The organism is Providencia rustigianii (assembly GCF_900637755.1).
GTDB classification, from domain to species: Bacteria; Pseudomonadota; Gammaproteobacteria; order Enterobacterales; family Enterobacteriaceae; genus Providencia; species Providencia rustigianii.
This window is the reverse complement of record NZ_LR134396.1, coordinates 2,435,838-2,456,203: the sequence shown is the minus strand read 5'-3', so window position 1 is coordinate 2,456,203 and position 20,366 is coordinate 2,435,838. Positions and strand designations below refer to the sequence as shown.

Here is a 20,366-nt window from a genome sequence, read left to right as displayed (position 1 = left end):
CGATAGGTTTTTCAGTGGATATCTGCGGATATCCACTGTGCGTTATAAAGGTTGGGATGAGACCTTATTGAATCATGCATCCGGGCTGTGATATTCATGATTACGCGAGTGATTAATGGATAGATAACAAATCTGCATCGTAATATTTCAATTATCTGGAATATAAAATGGATTGGCTAACCGCCGTTGCTCCTGAAGTTTATGTACTTCTTTTCTTCGTCGCTTTGCTGGCTGGTTTTATTGACTCGATCGCTGGTGGTGGTGGTTTACTCACTATTCCTGCATTACTTTCAGTCGGTATTACTCCGGTAGAAACGTTGGCAACCAATAAGTTACAAGCGGTAGGTGGTTCTTTTTCTGCCTCACTCTATTTTATTCGACGTAAAGCGATCAACCTGCGAGAACAAATATTCCCTTTTGCGATGACTATGATTGGTGCAATGCTAGGGGCTATTTTAATTCAATCCATTGATACGGCGTTTTTGAAGCAATTGTTACCAGTCATGGTGATCTGTGTGGGGGTTTATTTTTTACTCACCCCATCTATTGGTGTAAAGGATCGACCTCAGCGTGTCAGTATGCCAATTTTTGGTGTCGCCGCAGGGATGACCATGGGTTTTTATGATGGTGCTTTCGGTCCAGGAACGGGATCATTTTTAGCACTAGCCTATGTATTGCTACTTGGGTATAACCTAGCCAAAGCAACGGCGCATGCTAAATTATTAAATTTTGCCTCCAATTTTGGGTCGTTGATCTTTTTTATTATCGGAGGTCATGTTCTTTGGTCACTAGGTTTTGTTATGCTAGCGGGTCAAATGCTAGGTGCAAGATTAGGTGCGCGTTTAGTCTTAACCAAAGGGCAAAAACTTATCAGGCCAATGATAGTGGTTATTTCACTACTTATGAGCATCAAGCTGTTAAATGACAGCCATGGTGATGTCATTAAAGCTTGGTTTCTCTCATTATTTTAAAATAATTTAAGTATTCAATGAGTCAACATCATTATCAGCAACTAATTGATATTTTTGAAGAGTGTTTTGGTGAAGAGTACAACACCAAGTTAGTCAAAGGGGACGATGAGCCGATTTATTTACCCGCCGATGAAACCACTCCATACAACCAAATTGTGTTTGCTCACGGTTTTTTTACCAGTGCGCTGCATGAAATTTCCCACTGGTGCATTGCGGGAGAAGCACGACGCCAGCAAGTAGATTACGGTTATTGGTATTGCCCTGATGGTCGCGATGCAAATACACAATGTGAGTTTGAAGTGGTCGAAATTAAGCCCCAAGCTTTCGATTGGTTTTTTTGTGTGGCGGCGGGGATCCCATTTAATGTCAGTTGTGACAATCTTGATGGAAATTTTGAACCTGACCGTATTGCGTTTAAACGTAAAGTTCATGGGCAAGTAATGGAATATCTTGAAAAAGGTATCCCAGAAAGACCGCTACGCTTTATTAATGCGTTACAATCGTTTTACAATACGCCTCCACTTTGTGCGGAGCTTTTTCCTTATCCGGAAGATATTTTCGCTTAATTGAATCACTCACTACAGTAAGGAATAAGCATGCTTGCGGATTTTGAAACACGCATACTGACTAAAATTGATGATATGGTTGAACATGCCAGCGATGATGAACTATTTGCTGGTGGTTATCTGCGTGGTCACTTAACCCTTGCAGTGGCAGAGCTTGAAGACGAAAACGAAAGTAGCGTAGACGCACTGTATCAACGTGTAGAGCAAAGTATCCAAAATGCGATTAAAGCGGGAGAATTAACACCACCAGACCAAATTTTAGTGCTTGGGATGTGGAAAACCCTGCTGGATACGGTACGTTAAATTCCCGTGTATACCATTCGATTAGCCAATCAAACCGATGCCCAATGTCTTCCCGCAGTCGAAGAATCTGCGGGGCAAACCTTTGCCGGACATCCTAAATTTGATTGGATTGCCCACAGTGATGTGCAGCCCGTCGACAACCATATTGAGTGTATTACACAAGGTATGGAATGGCTGGCAGTCGATCAGCATGATAAACCGGTGGGGTTTATTATGGCGCAGAGATTGGCTGATAGTTTACATATTGTGGAACTGTCGGTGTGCCAATCAGCACACGGGCAGGGGCTAGGTAAGAAACTCATTAATCAAATTATTAGTTTCGCAAAAATACAACAGATTAGCCAAGTAACGTTGACTACATTTCGTGAAGTCGCTTGGAATGCACCGTATTACCAACGCCTCGGGTTTTCGATTATAGAACCCGTTCAACTCACTGAGCCATTACAGGAAATCCTTCAGCATGAAGTTGATGCAGGTTTCCAAGCCATTGACCGTTGTGCGATGCAGTTAATGATTCAGTAATGAATGGCGCAATACTAATTAAACTCTCAATCAAAATTAAGGCTGTCCGATGACAGCCTTAATTATTTTTACGCATCTTTAGCCGTTATCGGGCGTCCAGCCAGTAATTTTCGCACCCAAAAACGATTAGGATGTAGCGCAGCTAATACCTCATCATCTGCGGGTAACGGTTCACTAAAGATTTGGGAGGCTAAAATTTCAGCACACAGTGGAGCGGTAGATAGCCCTCGGGCACCTAGAGCACCAAAAATGAACAGATCTGGATAAACAGGGGCGTCAGGGATAGTTTGCTGCTGCCCCAGTTTATTAGGTAGGTTTTCATAAACCGTCATCAATGCATCAAAATCAGGGACATTACCTAGTAGGGGAAGATGGTCACGGATCACGCAGCGAATACCTTGGCGAGATTGCTTGTCTGAAATATCAACCTGCTGAACCCAATCCACCTCCGGTAAGCTATTGCGTAATTTTTGCAAATTCTCTTGCTGTTCTTCTTCTTGATAATCCATGTCAAGATGGTCCCGTTGATAACTCGCGCCTAAGCAATGGTGACCATTAGTTGTATCTTCTGGTGTTAGATAGCCTTCAAAACACAAGACATTTTTTAGCCGCTGCAAGGTTGGGTTAGTCGGTATGTGGCTAACTTGTCCCCGCACAGGCGTGATGGGGAGCCGTTTTGTCTGTTCAAACTGATTTAGCTGATGGCCATTTGCCAGTACAACGGTTTGATGAAACGCTTTCTGCTCGCCATTTAGAGTTAATTCCCAGCCTTGTTCGGTATGGGTCAACTCGGTCAATTGATGGTCAAAACAGAATGTAACCCCTTGTTGACGGAGGTACTGAGCAAAGCTTTCACAGAGTTGAGCAGGGCATAGCCATCCTCCCATAGCGTAATGGATCCCGCCATAGTTCACATCCACGCCACTTAATTCACTGAGCTGCTGCCTGTCCTTGCCTACTGCGAATTCTTCTGGCCATTCTGTTTGCAGCATATTATTAATTTTTTTTGTCGCTTTTGCGTTATATGCGATTTGACTGACGCCGCACCATTCCCCATTAAATTTTAACCCTTTCGCTGAGAGCTGATGATAAAAACGAGTCGCGAAAGGAAATCCGCTGACAAAAAAACGTTCTAATGGTGAATCGGTTCCCGTTAACAATGGATAGACCGCACCTTGGCGATTTCCGGAAGCGTTCTGGGCAACGTGCTGATCTTGACAATATAGAGTGACGTTGGCGCCACGTGTAATCAGTGAATTAGCAAGTGCTAGGCTGGCTAATCCACCCCCGACAATGGCAATATCATCGGTTCGACTTGCGGGTTGTCGGGCAAACCATGGTGCAGTAATACTCGACAAATTATTCTCTAATATCCCCGTTAACATTTCTCGCTTTTGACCAAATCCTTTGATTTTTTTGATCGTAAAGCCAGCTTGTTGCAATCCTCGTTTCACAAAACCTGCAACAGTAAAGGTGGCAAAAGTTCCCCCAGAACGGGCTAATTTTGCCATTGTAGTGAACAAGTGTTCGCTCCACATTTGAGGGTTTTTCGAAGGTGCGAAACCATCTAAAAACCAAGCATCTATCTTATTGTTTAAATTATCATTAAGTACGGATATTTGCGTATTAACATCACCAATCCATAAATCTAAGACAATACTGCCATTTTCTAAAATAATACGATGATTACCGGGCAGTGCGGGCGGCCATTGTTGGCATAATTGTTGTGAAAGGTCGGCAAGCTCTGGCCAACAGCGATGAGCTGCGATTAAGTCTTGCTGAGATAACGGATATTTCTCGAAGCTGATGAAGTGTAGACGCTGAAGAGTTCCGTGAGGATTTTCGGCTTTAAACTGATTGAATAACTGCCATAATGCTAGGAAATTCAATCCTGTACCAAATCCTGTCTCTGCAATCACACAAGTTTCATATTGGTGTGTTAAAAATCGCTGTGGGAATTGATTTCCTTGTAAAAACACATGGCGACTCTCTTCTAACCCGTTTTGGTTAGAAAAGTAGATATCCTCAAATTGTTCTGAAATCGGTGTTCCTTCTTCATTCCAACTGAGGTGGGCGGTTTGTACAGCTATCTTTTTCACGTTAAAACCTGTAATTGCAAATTCATATTCAAATTCTAACGCTGATATTGGTGTAAGGCTACCGTCACATAAAAGCCTTATTTGTGCTATATGAAAAAAAATACAAATATTTACCCTGATCGGACTTGTTCAGCGTACAAGTGTAAGCTAAAGTGACAACCAGTACAGTAATCCCGTCATCATAAAATTATAGACATGAGGTAACGAATGAAGCGTGCAGTCATAACTGGCCTAGGTATTGTTTCCAGCATTGGTAATAACCAGGAAGAGGTACTGGCTTCTCTGAAGGAAGGTCGTTCCGGGATCACTTTCTCAGAAGAATTCAAAGAGGCAGGGCTGCGTAGCCATGTCTGGGGTAATGTTAAACTGGATACCGAAGGTTTGATTGACCGTAAGATCCGCCGTTTCATGAGTGACTGCTCTGTCTATGCATACCTGTCAATGGAACAGGCAATTAAAGATTCGGGTTTGGCAGAAGACCAAGTTTCTAACCTACGTACAGGTGTTGTTGTTGGTTCTGGTGGCGGTTCTCCACGTAACCAAGTTGCGGGTTCAGATGGCATGCGTGCTAAAGGTTTACGCGGTGTGGGTCCTTATATGGTGACTCGTGCAATGGCTTCCGGTATCTCTGCATGCTTAGCAACGCCATTTAAAATTAAAGGCGTAAACTACTCAATCAGTTCTGCATGTTCAACATCTGCACACTGTATCGGTCATGCTGTTGAGCTGATCCAACTGGGTAAACAAGATGTGGTATTTGCTGGTGGTGGCGAAGAACTGAGCTGGGAAATGACCTGTGAATTCGATGCAATGGGTGCGTTATCAACGAAATATAACGAGACTCCATCAAAAGCATCTAGAACCTATGACCAAGACCGTGACGGTTTCGTTATTGCTGGCGGCGGCGGTATTGTGGTTGTTGAAGAATTAGAACATGCATTAGCGCGTGGCGCACATATCTATGCTGAAGTTGTCGGTTACGGTGCAACATCGGATGGTGCTGACATGGTTTCACCATCAGGTGAAGGTGCTGTTCGTTGTATGCAAATGGCGATGCACGGTGTTGATAAAATCGACTATATCAATACGCATGGTACATCTACTCCGGTTGGTGATACGAAAGAACTGGAAGCGATTCAAGAAGTGTTTGGTAATAACTCCCCAGCAATTTCTGCAACTAAAGCTATGACGGGTCACTCTTTAGGTGCCGCAGGGGTTCAGGAAGCGATTTATAGCTTGTTAATGTTAGAGCACGGTTTTATTGCACCAAGCATTAATATTGAAAACCTTGATGAAAAAGCGACTGGCTTAAATATCGTGACTCAGCCAACAGAGCAAGCGCTGAATACCGTAATGTCCAACAGCTTTGGTTTTGGCGGGACAAACGCAACGCTGGTAATGAGCAAACTGAAAGCTTAATCGAACCTTGTTAGGTTTCTGGTTAGGACTAAAGAAAGCGAGGGCTGATGCTCTCGCTTTTTACTTTGATGCTTTCCCGATAACGGATGAAAACGTCAAATATCTCACTAAATAGTCTATTCATAATAAAACTCACCTTCCTCTTTTAAGAGTTCAACGATTGTTTCTCTCAGCCAATATACGGCCTTATCTGCATCACTGCGTTGGTGCCATATCATTTGGAAATCCAAATCAGGGAGAGATAATGGGGGCGTAAATAGCGTAAATTTGTCTGACATGGACAGCGGAATGGCTTTTTGGGCTACGGTTAAAATCAAATTAGTTCCCATTAATAATTGGGGCGCAATTTGCCAATAAGGCACTGTTACTGCAATACGGCGTTGTTGATTTATTAATTGTAATTGATGATCAATTTCATTAGCATCGAAAGGTTTCATACTCACTAAAATATGGGGGTATGATATCCAATCAACTAAATCCATCTTCCCCTGCGAACAAACCTGAGGGTCAACGATGCTGACCAACTTATCCGTAAAAACAATTTGATTCCGTAGTGAGTAATCCAGCGTATTGAATACCCCAAAGGCTAAATCTAAACTGCCTTCATGCAATTTATTTTGCATTTCCTCCCGACTGCAATGCCATATTTTAAGGTCAATATCCGGTGCATACTTGCGTAAATAGGGAACGAGTTTTACAGCGATTAAAGCCGCCCCATAGTCTGACATCGCAATATTAAAGTGTCTTTGGCAACTCAGTGGATTGAATTTTTTTTGGGCAATCAAATCATCTAGCTGATTTAATGCTTCATTTAATGGGATGCAAAGAGATTCTGCTTTGCTGGTCAATTGATACTGGCCATCGCGACGAACCAGCAAGGGGTCCTGAAATAATTCTCTCAATTGATTTAAAGCATGGCTGACCGCAGGCTGGCTCTTATACAAAGCTTCAGCCGCTCGACTTACATGACGCTCTCGCAATAATACCGATAACGTCACCAATTGATTCAAATCTAACTTTCTTAAGTTATTCATCTTATGAATAGTACCTTATAAAACTGTTCATTTCCCAATCTCGTTATCTCTCTTTAACATGGCAACTATTCAATTTTAGTCAATATTAATGTCGAGGTTTCGATGTCAGCAATGTCAATTACAGGAATTTTACTGGCTTTTGTTGCACTATTTGCCGGCGCGGTTGTTCCTATCCAAGCGGCGAGTAATGCCATATTAGCACGGCAGCTAGGTCATCCATTATGGGCGAGCGCCACATCCTTAGTGATCAGCCTAATTGTGTTGATTCCACTTTTAATTATTTTTAAAGTGCCAAAACCCCATTTTAGTACTGAGTTGTTTAATCAACCCATCTGGATTTGGTTTGGTGGTATTGCTGGAATGCTGTATCTCACGTCGGCTCTAATTTTGGTTCCTAAAATTGGCAGTACAACATTCTTTGTTTTAGTGATTGCAGGCCAATTAATTATTTCTGCGCTTATCGAGCAATTTGGCTGGTTTGGTATGAATCGAAATTCCATTCCCATTGAAAAAATCGTGGGCATTGGTTTGGTCATTTTAGGTGTTTTATGTGTACAGTTCTCACGAAAATAATCGATTTTAGTTTGAAAAGTGAATCGAGTTATATGCTTCAGATCGTGGGCCAAGTGCTTTCCTACCGTGACTTATCGGACTTATCTGTGAGCTTATTTCGATATAAATCTGTATAAATATCCCGCACTATAATATGAATAAAATAAGGAAAGAAAGATGGCATATTGGACTGCGGGTAGCGTTCCTGAATTAAAGGGTCTAGATAGAAAGACGCAAGGACAACTTTTTAGACAATGCCTGAAAGAAGGCAAGAAACGTATGGGCGCAAAATACTGGAAATTGAATGGATTGGTACTATTACTTTCTTGCGTACTTGCATTTGTGCTGTATCAATTAAATTTCTTTTCTGGCGGTTTTCTCGGCGGCGCGATCATCGGTGGTCTGATCGGGTTGATGTTTGTGTTTATTGTGCAAACACCCACTATTGATCTCGGGCGTGAATGGCTGCGCGAGCAGGGCTATCCGAAGCAAGAAAATTAGTTTGGCGAAAAAAAGCCCCAATGGTTAATTGGGGCGAACTCTCATTGAGATAAAGTGCAGTAAGGAATTAAGCTTGCGCTGTTTTGTGTTTACGCTTGCGGATAATTTTTACGATAGGTGGTAACACCAGCACGAATATCGCCAAAATCAATAAGCTCTTCGAAATTGGGCTGCTCCACAGAATATTGAAATCCCCATTGCTGATTGAAAGAGAGCGACGTAAATTTTGCTCCAGCATCTCACCTAATACAAAGCCAAGAATCAATGGGGAAAGGGGGAAATTCATTTTTCGTAATATAAAACCGAAGACCCCAAGCCCCATCATAAGCAGTAAGTCAAATGTGGTGCTATGAACTGCGTAAACTCCGACAGCGGAGACACTGGCTATTGCTGGAACTAAGAACCACAATGGAACAGTTAACATGCGGGTAAATACACCAATCATGGGAATGTTCATTACCAGCAAAACGACGTTTGCAATTAATAGTGCGGCAATGAGTCCCCAGACTATATCCGGCTGCTCAGTAAACATGCCCGGACCTGGAGTAATATTGTACAGTGTTAAGGCGCCCATCATTACCGCCGTGGTGCCCGAACCCGGAATACCAAGGGTTAACATGGGGATAAACGATCCACACGCGGAGGCATTATTTGCGGCTTCAGGTGCAGCAACACCACGCACATCACCATCACCAAAGGTACCTTTTTCTCCCGCAATTTTTTTCTCAGTCATGTAGGTAATGGCGCTGGCGATTGTTGCGCCGGCACCCGGTAAAACACCAACAAAAAAGCCGATAAAAGAGGAGCGTAATGTAGGGCCAACACACTCTTTGGCTTCATTACGATTGAACAACATTCTACCTGTTTTGCGGATCAAGCCTTGCCCAGCGGCGGTGCTTTCCAGCATCAAGAGAATTTCACTGACAGAGAACAGCCCGATAACTACGACAATAAACTGCACGCCATCAGATAAATTCACACTATCAAACGTAAAGCGGTATTCCCCAGAGTTGGCATCGACCCCGACGGTTGCAAAGGCCAGCCCTATCAAGGCAGCAAGTAATGACTTCACCGGATTTTGGCTCATCATGCTGCCTAAACAGGCGATCGCGAAGACCATCAGTGCAAAGTATTCGGCGGGACCGAAGGCGAGTGACCATTCTGCTAATAACGGTGCGAACAAAATGATACCAACGATTGCAATCGTTGAACCAATAAATGAGCTAACAGCTGAAATGGAAAGTGCAACACCCGCCTTTCCTTGTTTTGCCATTGGGTAACCATCTAACGTGGTCATGATGGCTGCCGCATCTCCCGGGACATTCAGGAGAATAGACGAAATTCGACCGCCATACTCACAGCCTAAATAGACGGTGGCGAGTAAAATCAGTGCAGATTCTGCCGGTAATTTTAGTGCAAAGGCGAGGGGCAATAAAATTGCGACGCCATTGATTGGACCTAAGCCGGGTAGCATACCGACAATCGTACCGATAAAGCAGCCGATTAACCCAATCATAATATTTTGAGGTACCAGCGCAACCTCAAAGCCTTGAGATAGATACATCCAAGTTTCCATACTGATCCCCTTAGCTAAAAAGTTCGCCGATTGGCAACGTCACGTCGAGTAATTTGTCGAAGGCATAGAATAAAAAGATCCCAAGAACTGGCCCCGAAATGATTGCGGCTAATGGCGTTGCTCCGAATAGCAATGCAACGCTGACCGTCAGTAGTGCAGTAGCTAACGGGAAACCTAACCATTCAAACGCCCATGCGTAGACCACTAACGAGATAATTAGGATCACTAAACGGCGTAGAACGTAGGATTTTGGCCATTCAATAGCTTCTTGCTTGCCAAAAAGTAGTGCTAAAGCACATAAAGTCATTAAAGAAAGTATGGCTATCGGGAAGGGGCGGGGGCCCAAAGGTTCGTATGAAAACTCACTTTGTATGCCCCAGCCGATATAAAGCCCGATGCCACACAATATTAGCCAGACTATGGCGAATATGCGTTGGCTCATGGTATGACTCCGTTATTTTGCTAATCCAAAGGAACGAGCTTGCTCACGATAGTTTTCAACTTCTTTCTTAACGTAAGAATCTAATTCAGCGCCGGTTAAGTTATATTCAAAGAGCCCACGTAACTCGCGTTGCTTTTTAAATTCATCGGTTTGTTGTAGTTTTTGGAAGGCTTCAACCCATTGGTTATAGTCTGCGTCAGAGACTTTTGGTCCCATATAAAAACCACGAATAATTGGCCAAACAATGTCGTAGCCTTGTTCTTTAGCGGTTGGAATATTGGCGAGTCCATCGGGTAGACGTTTGTCAGCATAGACCGCAAGAATACGAATTTTCCCATCATTGATGTATGGGGTCATTTCACTAATATCCCCTGAAAGTACTTGGACATGGTTACCGAGCAGCGCCGTTAAGGTTTCACCACCCCCTTCAAATGCGACATAGCGCATTTTGCGAGGGTCAAGATTGATGGCTTTGGCTAACAATGCCGTTTTCATCCAATCTTGACTACCGATGGAGCCACCAGCACCGAAGACGATGCTATTTGGATCTTTTTTGAAGGTATCCATTAACTCAGCAAGGGTTTTGTAGGGGGAGTCAGCTCGTACGGCAATCATGCCATAATCGCTGCCCACGCTAGCCAGCCAGCGCACGTCATTTTCGTTATAACGCCCAAATTTGCCTTGTGCGAGGTTGAGTAAAGAACCGCCAGAGAAGGCAACAATAGTGCCCGGTTCTGCTGGGCGCTGTGCAACAATTGCATTGTAAGCAACGGCACCGATACCACCTGGCATATAGGAGACGCGCATTGGTTTTTCAATTTCTTTAGTTTCCAGCAAGGAAACTTGAACAAGTTTACAGGTTAAATCAAAACCACCACCGGGTTTTGCAGGGGCGATACATTCTGTTCTTTCTGGTAATGCCACGGCTTGGTTAACGCCAACTAAAAAAATTGCTGCAGCTAAGGTATTGATTGTGAACTTCTTCATGCTTCATTCCTCACTAGACAATAATTAAATGATTTAGTTGTTGTTGCTATGTTGTGGTCTGCGAATCGTTATGGATATTTTGTGTTCGCCATCCATCATTGGTCTTGGAACCTTTCATTTACCTTTCATTAACAAATAAAATTATTTTTATGTGATACATATCAGATTGTTTTATCTTTCTACTACTCTGATATGTTGATTTAATGTTAAATCCAATCTAAAGATGAGGAATAAGACAGGATAGTTGTGATAGGCGCGGTAAAAATGACGTTTAACACTTTTATTCCAATCAATTGGATGCCAACGTGTACGCATAAATAATCATAATGAGTGTGCGACTAATGAGAATGCTATTGGTTGAGGATCATGAAGAGTTGTCATTGTGGTTACAGAAAGCATTAACCGCATCGGGATTTGCAGTCGACATTGCCGATGATGGTTATATTGCTGACCAGCTATTACAAACAGAAGATTATTCATTGGTGGTGTTGGATGTTTCGTTGCCACGCATGAATGGCTTGGAGGTTTTGGCTTCGATGAGAAAGCGCCAGCAAGAAACTCCAGTCTTGCTGCTGACGGCAAATTCGGATGTATCAGACAGAGTGAAAGGGCTGAATGCAGGCGCGGATGACTATCTCACTAAACCTTTTGATATTGCAGAATTAGAAGCCAGAATTCGTGCTTTACTAAGACGCAGTCATGGCAATATCAATGAATCTCAGTGTTATGGAGACTTGTGTTTTCATGATGATGGTTATTTTTTATTGCGCGCGGAACCGCTTGGATTAACACCTAGAGAATACGCTGTATTAAATACACTTTTTCATCGAAGGGGAAGGCCAGTTTCCAAAACTCAGCTGTTTGAGCAGGTTTTTTCATTGTCGGATGAGGCTAACTTACAAAGTATTGAACTGTATGTTCACCGAGTGAGAAAAAAATTGGCAGGCTCGGATGTGAATATCAATACGTTACGCGGATTAGGATACCGATTAGAGCAGTGTAGTGTATGAAATTTGTCTCTCATCCACGCTCTCTCTTTCATCAGTTACTGCTTTTTTTCGGTATCCCCCTCATTTTATTAGGCAGTTTCTCTGTCTATACCCACTATTACAGCGCTAAAAATGCAGCTAACTTAGCGTATGATCGTACGTTACTGGCATCAGCGAGAACAGTGGCTGAGCGTCTCCAAGTGGTCGAAGGGCATTTATCGGTGGATGTGCCTTATGTCGTGCTAGATAGTTTCGAATTGAATAATAATGACCGATTATTTTACCAAGTCATTTCGCCACAAGGGGAAACTATCTCCGGCTACGATGATCTGCCCGGTATTCCCCCTTATTGGCTACGTTCTCAACATTACACGGCATTAGTTTATTTCTATGATGCGGAGTATCGAGGCTTACCTATCCGAGTCGCAACCTTTTTTCAGCCTATCAATGAAGGCGGAATTCAAGGAATGGTGGAGATTCGAGTCGCTGAAACAGTCTATTCTCGCCAAGATTTTGCGAATCAATTATTAATTTCTGCGCTTATGAGCCAAGGAACCGTGGTGGTTATGACGCTAGTGTTAGCGTATTTATTGCTGCGAAAATTGCTCAAGCCACTGAAAAAATTGTCTAATTTAATGCTCGGACGTGCTGCAAATGACTTAACGCCGATACCTGATGTGTTACCGTGGTCTGAATTAACACCATTAGTTGAGGCATTGAATCGCTATGTTGAACGGCTTAAGCGCATGGTAAAGCGTCAAGAGCGTTTTAGTGCAGATGCTTCCCATCAATTAAAAACCCCGCTTACCGTGTTGAAAACGCAAGTTTCTGTTGCGCTAAACAGTGATGACGAACAGCAAAAACAGCAAAGTTTACACGCCATCAATAAAACCTTAGATGATACGATTATTCTCACCGACAGATTATTGCAACTCGCTCGGTTAAAAGAGCATGAAAAATCGGCGATTAAACTCTATCGCGCAGTGAATCTAGTCGAGATTGTTCAGCAAGTTTGTTTTACCCGTTTGGGGCAATCTGAAAGTAAACAGATTGATTTAGGGTATGAGGGGCTGGATATCTGTTGGGTCAAAGGCGAGTCTATTTTGCTGGCTGAAATGTGCGCCAATCTGATTGATAATGCAATCAAATATACCCCTGAAAATGGCATTGTGACTGTGCGTGTGGTCGCTGATGAATTGCATAAATCGATGGTGAAATTGGAAATTGAAGACTCTGGGCCGGGTATTGCAAATAAACATATTCACCGATCAGTCAAAGCATTTATGCGATTAAATAATGCTAAAGGCTTGGAGGGTTCAGGGCTGGGCTTAGCCTTAGTGAAAGATATTGCCAATTACCATGGTTCTGAATTGCAGCTACTCAAAAGTGAACAGTTGGGTGGATTACTGGTGCGGATTACACTGAAAACAAGTCGACCGCCGAAGACTCAAAATTAAAGCCCTCACCAAGTAGGCGAGGGCGAATGAGATACTTTTATTGGTGTGAGTTAATAACCTATTGATTTAAAATACTAAAGTCCCATTCCTTTAATGCCACCATCGAGTCTTTATCTAAATATTTTGCACCCATCTCAAGATAATCATGGGCTTTTTGAATATCATCTTTACTCTTAGTGCCAACTAAACCGTTGTAATACATGTAGGCAAGTTTATATTTTGCCATTGCATGATGGGTACCTTGTTCTAAGTCGGTAATCTCATAGTATTTTGCAGCCTGGATATAATCCTTCGGTATTCCTTGACCGAAATAGTGCATATCTCCGGCTAAATGTGCGGTATTACTGTCATTCTGTTGTGCACCTAAATCAAAGTAATAAAGGGCTTTAGGAAAGTCTTTTTCAATGTCGCGTTCATTATCCTTACGATAAAGGTTTCCTAATATATTGTAGGCGCGTGAGTAACCATTTTTTCCAGCTAATTCATAATAGTAGATCATCTTTTGCGTATCTTCTGGCACCATTTCTCCGCGAGCATAACTAATACCTAATGAAAATGCTTCGATACGATCTCCGGCTTCAGCTTTAAGGCGCTTTTCTTCAATTTGCTGAGCAAAACGTCCATATTTTTGGAATGCTTGCTCATCGGCAACTCGTTGATCTATTTCTTGTCGTTCTTGCGGTAATAACGTATCCAATAACTCAATATTTTCAGGGTCTTTCTCTAAACGTAATGCAATGTAGTAAGCCTGTTTAGCATCCTTCTTTTCTATATAGGCTTGATACAGGTTATTTAGTGCATGAGTATCATGATAATTTAAAGAAATTTGATACCATTCAATAGCTTTATCGATATTTTTGGGCATATCACAGCTTCCATCTAAGTACACATCTCCCATTTTTTTACTTAAATTTTCAGGTTCTTGGATATAGCTTCTATCTGTATTTTTTCCAAATTGTTTTTTGTCGAGCCATTCTTTTAAGTAAATACTAGATTTATCGATATCTGCATTACGACTGTTGGTACAGTATTCCCCTGGATTATTGATTTCATATAGATTGAAGGTGGCATTTAAGTCCCCTTGCTGATGAGCACGATATAAATAATCGAGAGCCTTTGGCTTATCGATGCTAGCGTAATAGTTATATAAACGAATTAATGCATCAGGGCGTTTTTCAGCTTGATTTTGAATTAATTCAAGGTAATTTTCACTATTGATAGGACGTAGAATCTGATCATTTTCCAGCAAGATGCCGTTTTTATATAAATTTGCTAATGATTCAAATGCACTATCTGAAATAAAGGCATCAGTAGATTTCATCCCGACATCCAGGTATTGCAGAGCAAGATTATAGTCTGGAGAGTTATTATCTATATTGGCGTCATGCAGATAAACTTGAGCAAGCTGAACTTTGGAGTACAGGTCATTTTTTGCTGTTCCATCCAAATAATTTTGGCGTTTTACTAAAGGATCTTCAGTAACACTGTCTAAGGGTCGATAAGCTGCAATGTTACCTGCGTCAATGCTTTTTATATAGTACAGTTGTGCTGCCGCGTTATTTCCCCAAGAATAATACCAGTCACCTAATTTAGCATAAGCAGCAGCATCCCCTTTTTGTGCAGGCTCTACGAGGGTCTCATATACATCAATATAGGTTTTTACACGCTCAGGCTCCGTGTGTTTTCTTAAATAAAATATGGCATTATCCCAATCTGGTTCAGCGAGCCATTGGTGTTTCTCTTTATCGTAAATACCCATGTAGAGTAGTTCGGTGTAACGCCGTATGGCTAAATTATTTCCTTCATCACTGGCTTGTTTTAAATATTTAATAGCTTCATTGGTGTCTTGTTTTACGCCATTACCATATAAATAAGCATCCCCGACATTGAATTTTGCAGATGGACTTTCATTCAACATTTTCATGCCAAGATCATACTTGTTCATATATTGAATATACTGATCTCCCCAACTCCCAGATTTAATATAGTACTCGCGAGCTTTTTGGCGGTCAGGCTCAACAAGGCGGCTACCATTTAAATACTGATGAGCCAACTCTCGGGTATAATGTTGGTCACCTAATTCAGCTAATTGGTCATAATAAGCTAATATTTTAGCCTTATTAGCATCAATAAATTGGTCTTGGCTGTAATAATCGACTAAATCATTTAAGGCTTGCTGGTTATTGAACTTTGCACTAATAGTTAAATATTCAAGCCATTTTTTTTCATCAATTTTTTGTCCATAATTTCCAAATTTATAGGCATTAGCTAATGTTCGTAATGCTTCAGGATTGTTGTTCTTAGCATCATTTTGAATCTGAATGAAATTAGCTTTTGATTTTGCAATTTCACTTTTACGTGATTTTAAAAAGCTAAAGTCGGGATCTGATATTTTTTCATAATATTCCAATGCAATGTCATAGTTAGGATCTTCCCCATATTTTCCCTCTTGATAAATCTCACCCAATTCATATAGGCAGCGATTATTGCCTAATTCTGCACATTTTTTATATTTGGGGATTAGATCATTTGGCGTGAGTCCGGTGATCTGTTGGAATCGGGCTTTATAATAGGGTGTTCTATTATAATAATTAACACTATCAAGGTTTTGAGCTATATACAAATAAGCGGATGAGCTACCTAATTCAGCTGCGTTGAGAATAGTATCATAATAGGGTTTTAGTTCATCGTTGCTTAAACTGTCGACCTCGGTTAATTGGGTCAGTTTTGTAATGCCATATAAATAGGTGATATCCGCGTCAATACCAACTTGTGGCTCTACAAGTGCGATAGCTTTTGAATTTTTGTCATATAGCGCTAAATTTATCAGTAAACTTTTAGTCTCTGGTGCTTGGAAGCCTATTTTTAAGAGAATATCGGTGGCTGCATCTTTTTCATCTGGTGTGATTTCTGCCTTATTACTTTCCGAAGATAGCAGATTGACAATAAGTTTAGAGGCAAAATCGGTTTGCTCCGGTTTGTATTTTAATAATGCTGCGGCATAGTGAATATGAGCACTTTGGCTATATTCACTCGATTTTTCAAATAAATCAAAAGCAAGTTTGCTATTTTTTTCAGGGTTCTCTTGTAATAAATAATTGGCATAGAAATGTGCTAATTCATAATTCTCTCTTTCTATAACATCATTCTTTAAAATATCAATGATCGTTCTTTCATCTATGTAAGCCTGAATGTCACTATGATAATAAAGTTGAACTAACAATCGATCGGCAGTGGAGGGGATACCTCGGTCATCTAAATTAGATTTGAGTATATTAACCGCTTTTTCTAAATCTGTTTTTGTACCAAAACCACGAATATAATAACGAGCTAGTTGTACTTGAGAATTATAGTCAGGGGCAATTTTATTGGCTTTTTCTAGAGCAGAAAAAGATTTTTCTGGAGAATATAGTGGGCTATCTTCTTTACCGTATACTTGGCTTGTAACGACTAAAGCCTCCGGTGAATTAGGGTATCTCTCCATTAATATGGGTGTATATTTTGTTATCAAATCAATTAACTGACGATTTGGAAATTGGTAGCTGGTAATTGATTTTTCAACGATCTCAACGAGAGCATCATGATGACCTAAATCTGCTGCGCCCATGAGGTATTTATTGGCGAGTGTGTCATTGCGTTCGATATTGAAATTAAACGTATTACCTGAATAAACTTGGTATGCTTGATACATCGCATCAGGATATTGGAGATCAGCTGCTTCGATTAAATCATCGAGATTATTTTTATCCGTAAGGTAATTTAAGTACAAAGCTTTTGGTGAACGTTGTTGTATTAAAGGACGTAAATACGCTAATGCAATATTTTTATCCTTTTTAACTCCATCACCGAACATGTATTTCTGATATAAAATATAAATGGCTAGTTCATCCCCTTGGCGAGCTCTTTCTTCTAAATTTTCAATAATTTTTTGTTTTTCTTCTGGTGTCTGAGAACCATAAATAGAGAGTGGGGCTGGTTCAAATTCATTTGTATCTGAAACAAACTCTAAGGCAGACGCCATCGATATTCGCTCATATTTTTCGGCAAAAAATTTATTAGGTGTGACTCCATTTCCACCTTCCGTATAGATTGTTGCAAGTAACATGGCAGGTAATGGAAAGTTTTTACTAACCAGTGGGGTTAAGATTTCTACTGCTTTTTTATTGTCTTTATCAAAATCATGAGCAATATAGCCAAGGGCAAATTTAGCAAATTGAGAATCTTGTTTTGCCGCAAGTGTAAAATATTGGCGGGCTAGTTCAATGTCTTGTGGGATTTTTTCAGTTTTGTCTGCAATATAAATACTGCCGACCATAATTTGAGCTTCTTGTACGCCAAAATCCGCAGACTTTGTTAACGATACTAAGCCATACAAGTCGTCTGGTGTTCCCTCTATTTCTTGATTGTAGCGGTAAAAACCAAGGTTATAGAGTGCACTTTTATTGTTTTGTGATGCGGATTTCTCCAACCAATATTGGGCTTTACTCTCGTCTGGCGGTGTCCCAATTCCTTCTTTATACATCATGGCTAATGCGTAAGCGGATTGAGAGTCGCTCTCTGCATTCTTTTGAAATAGAGCAAAAGCGGCTTCAGTTTCGCCTTGTTGATATAAATCGTAACCTGCTTGTGCTGAATTGGACTGGCTGGAGGCATTTATAAGATAAAGACCAGCTGAAATGGCAATTATTATAAATATAAAAAGACCTATTTTAAGTTGTCTAGTCATCGTTATTTTATCTCAATGGGCATGTATTTTTCGATATTCCATAATCCTTATAGGCATATCGAATCAATATTTCATGGCAATATGAATACCCTTAATTAATAGAGGGCTATTTGGCTTAAGTCTAGGGGGATATAAATAAGATACAATCAGATTTTGCCTGATTATTCAGTTTAAGAGCGCCAATACCGATTTATAGTTTAGATATGAGAGGTTAGTGATAGGAATTAATGTGGATAAAGGAAAGCCCCACAAAGTGGGGCATATGAGTTCACGACATTGCATTGATTTTTTTAGTGATAAATAACAGTAGGTCAATTATGGACAAATATCTTCTTGTGCACTTTTACTTTTACGTGCAAACACTTGAGTGAGTGGAGTGCGTAATTGCTGAGCGAGCATCACACCAAGTAACACGACACCACCACCAATTAAATGGTAACTTTTCAGCTCTTCTCCCAGAGTGAAAACAGCAATAATGGCTGTGAATACGGGGGCGAGATTCATAAAGATTGAAGCGGTGTTTGCACCTAAATGAATAACGCCTTTGATCCATAATGCAGGGGCAATGATTGACGCGGCAATCCCGGCAAAGAAAACTAACCCCACATTATCTCGATTCAGTGAAACGTCATCAGCGAGTAAGAAATTAGGAATTAATAATAAAACCCCAAAGAAAATTTGCACATATAAAGAATCCCAACTTGATAATTGAATCGCCCAGCGCTTGGTGAGAACACCATACAGCGCATAGGCTGCAGAGGCGACAATCATCAGCAATTCACCTTGACCAAGACCATTATCGAGTAACGCACTTGGATTCCCTTGGCTGACTAACCAAGCCAGACCAAATAGTGAGAGTAGTGAACCGATAACAATCCCAACAGTTGGAATAACGCGTAGGACGAAAATGCTGATCACCACCGTCAACAGTGGAATAAATGAATTCATGACGCCCATAAATGTGGCACTAACCGTATGAGCCGCATAATAAGCTAGGCTTTGGTATAGCATCATGCCCAAAGCGCCTAAAATAGCGAGTTGCCACCAATGTTGTTTGATGATTTTGGCATGACGTAATACAGAGCGTAAAACAAATGGGGTCATAACCAAAAATGCTAGAGCCCAGCGATAGAACGAGATTGCCGCAGGGTCAATAGCAGTCGCAGCTGCTTTATTGACGATGGCATTCATCGACCACAGTAAAACCGCAATCAGCGGAAACAGGAAATATTTCATTAACAAGGTTCTCCCTAATCAGTCACAGGAGTATACATCTGTCTGAAAAATTATATATACTGATATTCAGACAATCGATAACGTTTTTCAGACAGGCTGATGAATAATTCACAAAATGATGTGTGGCAAATAAATGAATGCAACATTATCGAACCAGATTTTATTGCACTACGCCATGAACAGATTAACCAACAAACAGAATATAAATCTCACTCTCATCCTTTTGGTCAACTGCTGTATGTGGTGTGTGGAATTATGGAGATGGAGGTTGAAGGTAAGCACTATATGGCACCTCCTGAATTTTGTATTTGGATCCCTGCAAACACACAACATGCGAGCTTTAACAAGCAGAGTGTAAAATTTCGGATTATCGATTTTTCTCAGAAATATAGCCATAGACTTGCCGATAGAGCCTGTGTGGTAAGGCTAAGCACTATTTTCCAAACCATTATGGCTGATATGTATCAGCGAGGTATTGTCCAGCCAGAAACTGAGCAAGATAAGCGACTCGGGGACGTACTGATTGATCAATTTGCGATTTCCCCCTGCCAAGATACCTATTTGCCCACCAGTAAAGACAAATTTTTGGCACCGATTTTACAAGAATTACAGAAAGAACCTGCGGATAATACAACGTTAGCTCAATGGGCTAAGCGCTTTTACACCTCAGAACGAACGTTATCTCGCCGCTGCCAACAGGAATTGGGAATGTCATTCAGCGAATGGCGGCAACGTTTGCGTTATTTACATGCAGTCTCTGGACTCGAAAAAGGCAAAAGTGTTCATGAGGTGGCGTTGGATGTAGGTTATAGCTCTGCTTCTGCATTTATTGCCATGTTCCAGCAAATTTCTGGTGTAACGCCAGATAGGTTTCGTTTCAAAGAATTTATTACCCAAGATGAGTCATTATTACGAGGGTAAAAGATTCTGCATACCTACGATTTGGAGTATAGTGTGGCAGCCGAATAGGGCATCAATGGGTATTA

The 20,366-nt window shown here is 41.1% G+C and carries 17 protein-coding genes; 10 read left to right on the top strand and 7 right to left on the bottom strand.

Features of this window, described 5'->3' with window-relative positions; all coding sequences use genetic code 11:
* Positions 1-167 precede the first annotated feature (167 nt).
* The 4 genes from EL244_RS11310 to EL244_RS11295 are packed head-to-tail and all read left to right on the top strand — an operon-like array spanning position 168 to position 2,362.
* Positions 168-971 carry a TSUP family transporter gene (locus EL244_RS11310; protein ID WP_126460986.1) on the top strand — a complete coding sequence of 268 codons (804 nt, stop codon included), beginning with the start codon at positions 168-170 and terminating at the stop codon, positions 969-971.
* 17 nt (positions 972-988) lie between these two features.
* Positions 989-1,537: an elongation factor P hydroxylase gene (locus EL244_RS11305; RefSeq protein ID WP_126460983.1), complete on the top strand. Its 549-nt coding sequence runs from the start codon at positions 989-991 to the stop codon at positions 1,535-1,537.
* A gap of 30 nt (positions 1,538-1,567) precedes the next feature.
* Complete coding sequence (locus EL244_RS11300; RefSeq protein ID WP_006815579.1) at positions 1,568-1,840, top strand: YfcL family protein; 273 nt, start codon at positions 1,568-1,570, stop codon at positions 1,838-1,840.
* A gap of 6 nt (positions 1,841-1,846) precedes the next feature.
* On the top strand, positions 1,847-2,362 hold the full coding sequence (locus EL244_RS11295) for a GNAT family N-acetyltransferase (RefSeq protein WP_126460981.1): 516 nt from the start codon (positions 1,847-1,849) through the stop codon (positions 2,360-2,362).
* A 68-nt stretch (positions 2,363-2,430) separates the two neighbouring features.
* On the opposite strand, the gene mnmC is transcribed toward EL244_RS11295, so the two are convergent.
* A complete protein-coding gene (mnmC, locus tag EL244_RS11290; RefSeq protein WP_172597523.1) occupies positions 2,431-4,461 on the bottom strand; it encodes a bifunctional tRNA (5-methylaminomethyl-2-thiouridine)(34)-methyltransferase MnmC2/FAD-dependent 5-carboxymethylaminomethyl-2-thiouridine(34) oxidoreductase MnmC1 in 2,031 nt (676 codons plus the stop codon).
* 207 nt (positions 4,462-4,668) lie between these two features.
* Here mnmC and fabB point away from each other — a divergent pair, with 207 nt between their 5' ends.
* Entirely contained in the window at positions 4,669-5,880 is a 1,212-nt protein-coding gene (gene fabB, locus EL244_RS11285) for a beta-ketoacyl-ACP synthase I (protein WP_126437008.1), read from the top strand.
* A 116-nt stretch (positions 5,881-5,996) separates the two neighbouring features.
* On the opposite strand, the gene EL244_RS11280 is transcribed toward fabB, so the two are convergent.
* Positions 5,997-6,914, bottom strand: coding sequence for a LysR family transcriptional regulator (locus EL244_RS11280; RefSeq protein ID WP_126460975.1), 918 nt, complete (start codon positions 6,912-6,914; stop codon positions 5,997-5,999).
* Positions 6,915-7,016: 102 nt separating this feature from the next.
* Between EL244_RS11280 and EL244_RS11275 the strand changes: the two genes are divergently transcribed.
* Together EL244_RS11275 and EL244_RS11270 are read left to right on the top strand one after the other, a co-directional pair.
* Positions 7,017-7,487, top strand: coding sequence for a DMT family transporter (locus tag EL244_RS11275; protein WP_006815574.1), 471 nt, complete (start codon positions 7,017-7,019; stop codon positions 7,485-7,487).
* Between the two features lie 156 nt (positions 7,488-7,643).
* Positions 7,644-7,967 (top strand): hypothetical protein, encoded by a 324-nt coding sequence (locus EL244_RS11270; protein ID WP_006815573.1) that lies wholly within the window; start codon positions 7,644-7,646, stop codon positions 7,965-7,967.
* Between the two features lie 67 nt (positions 7,968-8,034).
* On the opposite strand, the gene EL244_RS11265 is transcribed toward EL244_RS11270, so the two are convergent.
* From EL244_RS11265 to EL244_RS11255, 3 genes are read right to left on the bottom strand one after another with little or no spacing between them, the layout of a single operon-like run.
* Positions 8,035-9,543: a tripartite tricarboxylate transporter permease gene (locus tag EL244_RS11265; protein WP_006815572.1), complete on the bottom strand. Its 1,509-nt coding sequence runs from the start codon at positions 9,541-9,543 to the stop codon at positions 8,035-8,037.
* A gap of 10 nt (positions 9,544-9,553) precedes the next feature.
* The gene (locus EL244_RS11260) at positions 9,554-9,985 is read right to left on the bottom strand and encodes a tripartite tricarboxylate transporter TctB family protein (protein WP_006815571.1); all 432 of its coding nucleotides are present in this window, start codon (positions 9,983-9,985) and stop codon (positions 9,554-9,556) included.
* Between the two features lie 12 nt (positions 9,986-9,997).
* Positions 9,998-10,972, bottom strand: a complete 975-nt coding sequence (locus EL244_RS11255) for a Bug family tripartite tricarboxylate transporter substrate binding protein (RefSeq protein ID WP_006815570.1) — start codon at positions 10,970-10,972, stop codon at positions 9,998-10,000.
* Between the two features lie 341 nt (positions 10,973-11,313).
* On the opposite strand from EL244_RS11255, the gene tctD reads away from it, so the two are divergent.
* Positions 11,314-11,982, top strand: a complete 669-nt coding sequence (gene tctD, locus EL244_RS11250) for a transcriptional regulator TctD (RefSeq protein WP_006815569.1) — start codon at positions 11,314-11,316, stop codon at positions 11,980-11,982.
* A complete protein-coding gene (locus tag EL244_RS11245) occupies positions 11,979-13,418 on the top strand; it encodes a sensor histidine kinase (protein ID WP_126460972.1) in 1,440 nt (479 codons plus the stop codon). The genes tctD and EL244_RS11245 overlap by 4 nt, the downstream gene beginning before the upstream one ends.
* Positions 13,419-13,476: 58 nt before the next feature.
* On the opposite strand, the gene EL244_RS11240 is transcribed toward EL244_RS11245, so the two are convergent.
* Together EL244_RS11240 and EL244_RS11235 are read right to left on the bottom strand one after the other, a co-directional pair.
* Positions 13,477-18,144, bottom strand: a complete 4,668-nt coding sequence (locus EL244_RS11240; RefSeq protein WP_126460969.1) for a tetratricopeptide repeat protein — start codon at positions 18,142-18,144, stop codon at positions 13,477-13,479.
* Positions 18,145-18,459: 315 nt separating this feature from the next.
* Complete coding sequence (locus EL244_RS11235) at positions 18,460-19,380, bottom strand: DMT family transporter (RefSeq protein WP_126460966.1); 921 nt, start codon at positions 19,378-19,380, stop codon at positions 18,460-18,462.
* A 99-nt stretch (positions 19,381-19,479) separates the two neighbouring features.
* Here EL244_RS11235 and EL244_RS11230 point away from each other — a divergent pair, with 99 nt between their 5' ends.
* Entirely contained in the window at positions 19,480-20,301 is an 822-nt protein-coding gene (locus tag EL244_RS11230; protein WP_126437002.1) for an AraC family transcriptional regulator, read from the top strand.
* Positions 20,302-20,366: the final 65 nt, after the last annotated feature.

Bases quoted from the DNA above. Each gene is read 5' to 3' on its own strand.
- EL244_RS11310 (WP_126460986.1), top strand. From the start codon at position 168: ATGGATTGGCTAACCGCCGTTGCTCCTGAAGTTTATGTACTTCTTTTC.
- EL244_RS11305 (WP_126460983.1), top strand. From the start codon at position 989: ATGAGTCAACATCATTATCAGCAACTAATTGATATTTTTGAAGAGTGT.
- EL244_RS11300 (WP_006815579.1), top strand. From the start codon at position 1,568: ATGCTTGCGGATTTTGAAACACGCATACTGACTAAAATTGATGATATG.
- fabB (WP_126437008.1), top strand. From the start codon at position 4,669: ATGAAGCGTGCAGTCATAACTGGCCTAGGTATTGTTTCCAGCATTGGT.
- EL244_RS11280 (WP_126460975.1), bottom strand. From the start codon at position 6,914: ATGAATAACTTAAGAAAGTTAGATTTGAATCAATTGGTGACGTTATCG.
- EL244_RS11275 (WP_006815574.1), top strand. From the start codon at position 7,017: ATGTCAGCAATGTCAATTACAGGAATTTTACTGGCTTTTGTTGCACTA.
- EL244_RS11270 (WP_006815573.1), top strand. From the start codon at position 7,644: ATGGCATATTGGACTGCGGGTAGCGTTCCTGAATTAAAGGGTCTAGAT.
- EL244_RS11265 (WP_006815572.1), bottom strand. From the start codon at position 9,543: ATGGAAACTTGGATGTATCTATCTCAAGGCTTTGAGGTTGCGCTGGTA.
- EL244_RS11260 (WP_006815571.1), bottom strand. From the start codon at position 9,985: ATGAGCCAACGCATATTCGCCATAGTCTGGCTAATATTGTGTGGCATC.
- EL244_RS11255 (WP_006815570.1), bottom strand. From the start codon at position 10,972: ATGAAGAAGTTCACAATCAATACCTTAGCTGCAGCAATTTTTTTAGTT.
- tctD (WP_006815569.1), top strand. From the start codon at position 11,314: ATGAGAATGCTATTGGTTGAGGATCATGAAGAGTTGTCATTGTGGTTA.
- EL244_RS11245 (WP_126460972.1), top strand. From the start codon at position 11,979: ATGAAATTTGTCTCTCATCCACGCTCTCTCTTTCATCAGTTACTGCTT.
- EL244_RS11240 (WP_126460969.1), bottom strand. From the start codon at position 18,144: ATGACTAGACAACTTAAAATAGGTCTTTTTATATTTATAATAATTGCC.
- EL244_RS11235 (WP_126460966.1), bottom strand. From the start codon at position 19,380: ATGAAATATTTCCTGTTTCCGCTGATTGCGGTTTTACTGTGGTCGATG.
- EL244_RS11230 (WP_126437002.1), top strand. From the start codon at position 19,480: ATGAATAATTCACAAAATGATGTGTGGCAAATAAATGAATGCAACATT.